General features: G+C 71.7%; 8 protein-coding genes. All 8 read left to right on the forward strand.

Annotated elements, in window-relative coordinates:
- The first annotated feature begins 207 nt into the window (after positions 1-207).
- Genes DD1DGNOD_RS00645 through DD1DGNOD_RS00670 form a run of 8 tightly spaced genes read left to right on the forward strand, consistent with a single transcriptional unit; the run spans position 208 to position 4,622 of the window.
- The gene (locus DD1DGNOD_RS00645; protein ID WP_131769199.1) at positions 208-549 is read left to right on the forward strand and encodes a hypothetical protein; all 342 of its coding nucleotides are present in this window, start codon (positions 208-210) and stop codon (positions 547-549) included.
- Positions 546-1,082, forward strand: a complete 537-nt coding sequence (locus DD1DGNOD_RS00650; RefSeq protein ID WP_131769200.1) for a hypothetical protein — start codon at positions 546-548, stop codon at positions 1,080-1,082. The genes DD1DGNOD_RS00645 and DD1DGNOD_RS00650 overlap by 4 nt, the downstream gene beginning before the upstream one ends.
- Positions 1,079-1,270: a hypothetical protein gene (locus tag DD1DGNOD_RS00655; RefSeq protein WP_131769201.1), complete on the forward strand. Its 192-nt coding sequence runs from the start codon at positions 1,079-1,081 to the stop codon at positions 1,268-1,270. Before DD1DGNOD_RS00650 ends, DD1DGNOD_RS00655 begins: the two co-directional genes overlap by 4 nt.
- Positions 1,267-1,935, forward strand: coding sequence for a hypothetical protein (locus DD1DGNOD_RS00660; protein WP_131769202.1), 669 nt, complete (start codon positions 1,267-1,269; stop codon positions 1,933-1,935). Before DD1DGNOD_RS00655 ends, DD1DGNOD_RS00660 begins: the two co-directional genes overlap by 4 nt.
- On the forward strand, positions 1,932-2,096 hold the full coding sequence (locus DD1DGNOD_RS26315) for a hypothetical protein (RefSeq protein ID WP_165036313.1): 165 nt from the start codon (positions 1,932-1,934) through the stop codon (positions 2,094-2,096). The genes DD1DGNOD_RS00660 and DD1DGNOD_RS26315 overlap by 4 nt, the downstream gene beginning before the upstream one ends.
- Positions 2,093-2,230 carry a hypothetical protein gene (locus DD1DGNOD_RS26320; protein WP_165036315.1) on the forward strand — a complete coding sequence of 46 codons (138 nt, stop codon included), beginning with the start codon at positions 2,093-2,095 and terminating at the stop codon, positions 2,228-2,230. The genes DD1DGNOD_RS26315 and DD1DGNOD_RS26320 overlap by 4 nt, the downstream gene beginning before the upstream one ends.
- Complete coding sequence (locus tag DD1DGNOD_RS00665) at positions 2,227-2,475, forward strand: hypothetical protein (RefSeq protein ID WP_131769203.1); 249 nt, start codon at positions 2,227-2,229, stop codon at positions 2,473-2,475. Before DD1DGNOD_RS26320 ends, DD1DGNOD_RS00665 begins: the two co-directional genes overlap by 4 nt.
- Positions 2,472-4,622 carry an FtsK/SpoIIIE domain-containing protein gene (locus DD1DGNOD_RS00670; RefSeq protein ID WP_206442861.1) on the forward strand — a complete coding sequence of 717 codons (2,151 nt, stop codon included), beginning with the start codon at positions 2,472-2,474 and terminating at the stop codon, positions 4,620-4,622. The genes DD1DGNOD_RS00665 and DD1DGNOD_RS00670 overlap by 4 nt, the downstream gene beginning before the upstream one ends.
- Positions 4,623-5,040 lie beyond the last annotated feature (418 nt).

A 5,040-nucleotide genomic window follows, 5' to 3' on the forward strand; every position in this document is an offset into this window, starting at 1 on the left:
TGCGACGACGGTACGCGATCCCGATTATGCGGACAGATCGCCGATCTAGCTATGTGCTACCGGTGCCTACACGCTGGACAGTAGGCAGCGCAAGAGTGCGAGTTATCGGGATTGGCCGCGATCTCTACCCGGGCCGATCGGGCGGCCCCCGCCGGAGTCCGACCTCCGACGAGGGCCTCGATCCGAGACCCACAGGAGGTCCCGACCGTGTCCCCAATGATCCCAGATGACAGCGCGGCCGACCGTGCAGGCCGGCTACGTGACCGGATGCGCTCCCGCATCGCCGACACGCTGGTGAACGACCCGGACGGCATGGCGGCCCGGTCGGTGCCCGCCGACTACGCGGCCGACGTGCTCGACGAGAACGACCCTGCCGACGACACCCCCCCGGTCCCGCCCGCGGTCGCCGAGCTGGACGTGCTGCACACCACGGCCGTCCAGCTCGGCCGGCTTCAGGCGCTCGTGCGCATGCTCGAACTCGCGTTGGACGACGGCAATCATGCCTGGATCGCCCGGCTGATCCGTGACGCTGCGGAGGTGGCCCGGTGAGCGCCTCCTACGCGCTTGAGCGCGCCGAGACCTTCGACCTGTCCGGCGAGTACGTCGTCATCGCCGATGGTCGTCGGGTCGGTGCGATCCGGCCCGTGCTCGATCATGGGCAGCGCCGGTGGACGTCGTGGCGGTACGACCGTGTCGGGGTGGGTCTGCCGGTGGAGCTGCCGATGCTGGGCAGGGTGACCCGCGAGGCGGCGGCCCGGGTCGTGGTCGCGCCGGCCGGCGACCTGCTGGCCCGGTGGGACGCCCGCGCGAGCCATCACGACGCCTTCGAGGTGGCCCGGTTCGCGCACGGCGCAGGCGAGGTGACGGTGCTGGCCACGGCCGACCTGCCGATCACGGTCGACGGGTACGACGGTCCGGTCGTCCACGGCATCTGTGACCGCCGCAGCGCTGACGTCCTGGTGCTGCTCGACCCGTCCCACGCCGGCGAGGGGCACGCGCGGTGGTTGCTCACCCACATGTCCGCCGGGATGAACACGTTGCTGTGGCGTGCGAACGGCGCCATCTGGTCGGTGACCCGGTGATCCGGGTCCTGGTCGTCCTGGTCGTCCTGGTCGTGACGCAGCCCGTCGACGTGTCCGCGGCGGCCGTGGTCGGTGGACTGGCAGCGTTGGGTGTCGTGGTCCTGGTGGTCGTCGCCGTGGTCCGCACCGAGCGGCCGGCCGGCGGCCATCGGTGCGCGGTCCCCACCTGCCCGGGGTCGGTCCGATGAGCGCGCCACGGTGGGAGCGCGCGGCGGCGACGGCGCTGCCGGTGCTGCTCGGCGCGTCCGCGTTCGCGGTCTGCTTCGCCCGGGTGCGGCATCTCGCCGAGCTCCACGGCCAGCCCGGCTGGCGGGCACTCGTCATCGCCTCCACGGTCGAGGCCATCGCGTTCGCGGCGGTGGTCGAGATCCGGATGCGCCGCCGGGTCGGCGCGTCGATCAGCGCGGCCGTGGTCGTACTCACCGCGGGACTGGCCATGAGCCTGGCTGCGAACATCGCCGATCGCGGTCCCGGATCGTGGGGTCTGGTCATGGCCGCGTGGCCGGTCGTCGCGTTCGGTCTGGTGGTGGCGCTCAAGGCGACCCGGCCCGTCCACGGTGCCGACCCTGCACTCGAGACCGGTCTCGAGGCCACGGCAGACGAGGCGGCCGTCGAGGCAGGTGCGGGTGAGGAGAATTCCTCACCCCGTATCAACCCTGCACCTGTACCGGTACAGCCCGTCGGCACCGGGCAGCCGTCCCGGCGACACCAGCTCGCGCAGCTGGTCGCCAGCGTGCCCGCGGACGACCCGCGATCCGCGGCCCAGCTGGCCCGCCAGTTCGCACCCGAGGTCGGCCTGTCCGAGTCGACCGCCCGCCGGTACATCGGCGAACTGTCCCGGAGCGCGTCATGACCATGTCCGACGTCTGCGCCGTGTGCGGCGCGCGGGTCTTCGAGAAGTTCACCGGCCGTACCGCACGGTCGTTCCCCGGCCGGGTCATCTGGGTGCACGCCCCGGGCAGCAAGCCGGCGGACGGCCACCAGGCCGCGCCGAAGCGGGAGGCATCGTCATGACGCAGATCTACGACGGCGTCACCGATGACGCCTACTGCCCCGAGTGCGAACGGAAGTACGGCAACCCCGACCGGACAGCGAACGACCGACGCCGGGCGACGATCCGTGCCCGACGCGAAGGCGGTGCGGCATGAAACCCGACATCCGCGCGGATCTGCGGTCGCTGCCGTGGTGGGCGACTGCCGGGATCGTGGTCCTGGCGGTCGTCGTCCTGGCCCTGCGGATCGTCGGCCTGGTCGTGGTGGCGGTCGTGGACGCGGCCGAACGGATCGAGGTGGCCGTGTCCACCGCGGCCGGCATCTCACCGCTGGGGGCGTCCACGCTGATCCTGCCCGCCGATGTGCCGGTGCCCGGGTGGACGCCGGGAGGCCGGCGATGACCGAACCAGTACGACTCGACAAGGACACCGCTGTGGGCGAAGTCGTCCCGGGCCCGTGGGTGCCGGCCATCCCCGACCCGGTCGAGCCGGCTACCCCGGCCACGGGTACGCCGCTGGACGGCGTGGTGGTGCCGGCCCGGCGGTCACCGGCCGGGTGGGATGAGCCGCTGCGCCTGCCGGTGTGGCTCACCGACACCACGGTGGCCCGTGCCCGGCTCGACTACGGCAGCCGGGTAGCCACCCGGGCAGCTGTGCGCGGCCTACGTCGCTCTCCGCTGGCCGTGCTGCGGGGTGTCTGGCGCGGTGGCCGGTTCTGGTGGCGCTGGGTGCGCGCCGAAGACCTCGCCGGGGAACTCCGGGACGCGACGACCGGCAAGCTCGGCAAGGACGTGTTCATCGTCCGGGATCATCGCCGTATCCGCTGGTATCTCACCGGCGCCACCCTGGCCACAACCGGGGTTGCCGAGACGGTCGCCGCGGTCATGGTCGGCGAATGGGTGCCTGTCGTCTCCGGTCTCACCGTGGCCGGCGCTGCTGCTGTCGTGGGTCGTCGCAGGCGTCTGCCGGGTGAGCCGGGCACGGTCGTGGAGCGGGACATCCGCGTGGGCCTGGCCCCGGAGCACCTGACCGCGGCGTTCCGCGCGGCCGGTCTGCTCAAGGCCGACCGGGCGCTGATCCTGTGCGCGCCGATCTTCCGGGAGGGTGCCGGCTGGCTGGCCACCGTGGATCTGCCGTTGGGTGGCGGGAAGACCGCGGCGGACACCATCCGGAAGCGGGACACCATCGCAGCCGAACTCGGCGTAGATGAAATCCAGCTTGACCTGTCCCGGGTCCGCGCCCATCAGGGAGGCCACGGCCGGCGGCTGTCCCTGTGGGTGGCCGACGACGATCCGTACCTCGGCAAGCCGCTCGTCTCCGGGTTGGTCGACACCGACCGGTTCGACTTCTGGCGGCCGGTGCCGTTCGGTCGGGATGCCCGCGGCCGGCGGATCGAGATCGGCCTGTTGTGGCAGAGCGCGTTCTTCGGCGGCCTGCCGAGGCGGGGCAAGACGTTCTCCATGCGGCTGCTGGTGGCTGCGGCCGTGCTCGACCCGTGGGTGCGGCTCTACCTCGCCGACGGCAAGGGCGGTGCCGACTTCAAGCCGGCCGGCGGGGTCGCACACCGGTATGTGCGTGGCGCGGACGATGCCGACCTGGCGGCGTTCGAGGTCATGCTCGACGAGCTGATCGCCGAGATGTCGCGGCGGTTCGCGCTGTTCGCCAGCCTGCCGACCAGCCTGTGCCCGGAGGGCAAGCTCACCCCGGAGATCATGCGCCGGTACATGCTGCCGCTGATCCTCGTGGTCGTCGACGAGCTGCAGGAGTACTTCGAGGCCCTGGAGACCGACAAGGACCGGGCGCGCATCATCGGCAAGCTCGCGCGGATCGCCCGACGCGGCCCGGCGGCCGGGTTCATGCCGGTCTACGCCTCGCAGCGACCGGACGCCAAGAGCGTCCCGACGAAGCTCCGGGAGATCGTCTCCTACCGGTATTCCACGCAGGTCGTCGACAAGACGTCGTCGGACATGGTGTTGGGTGACGGCAAGGCCGCGGCCGGCGCGGACGCCTCGATGCTGTCCGAGGAACACGTCGGTGTCGGGGTGCTGGTCACCGGCCCGGCGTCGTTCGTCACGGTGAAGGCCGACTATCTCGACAACCCGGCGTTCGAGCAGGTCTGCGTCCGTGGCCGGGCGCTGCGGATCGCCGAGGGCACGCTGACCGGTGATGCGTGCGGCGACATCGCGGCGGCGGCCGGCACGGTCGGGTTCACCATCCCGGCGATCATCGGCGATGTGATGGAGGTCTTCGGCCCGCGCACCCGGATGTGGACCGCGGACATCCTCACCGGCCTGGTCAACGTCGACGAGGACAGCTACGGCGACTTCGACGCGGACATGCTCGCGGCCGAGCTGGACCGCGCCGGGGTCACGCGCACCACCAAACAGGTGAAGATCGACGGGGAGAACCGGGCCGGGTACACCCTGCGCGACATCGAGGGAGCGATCCCACCCGACGTGCTCGCGGCACGACCGGTAGAGGGGGTCGGCGCTACCGGACCGATCTCTCCCGACACCACCCCGGACGCCAGCGGCAGCGAGATCCGGTAGCACACCCCCGCTACCGGCGTAGCGGGCCCGGTAGGGCCCTCTGGCCTGGGCGGTAGCGGCGGTAGCGGGGGTCGACACCCACATCCCAGGACGGCCGTAGGAGCCGTCCACGACCACCAGGAGGAGACATGGCTAGACCGGACGAAGACCGCCGAGACGAGCACTGAGACCCTGCGGGACTCCCGAGACGGACACGCGGCGCTACATCGCCGCGGTCGTCGCTGACCCCACCAACGAACGACGCCCCCGACCGGTGATCCGGCGGGGGCATCGATCGTGTTCGGACCGGGGTGCCGTACCTGGGAGCCGGCACCCCGGGGTCTATGCGCGAACCTCGACCCGGCGGCGGGGCCCTTTGCGTCTACCGGAAGACGGTGCCACCTGATTCGAAAATCCCCCGTCGCTGATTCGTAGCCGC

This window comes from Candidatus Protofrankia californiensis (assembly GCF_900634765.1).
Lineage (GTDB): Bacteria > Actinomycetota > Actinomycetes > Frankiales > Frankiaceae > Protofrankia > Protofrankia californiensis.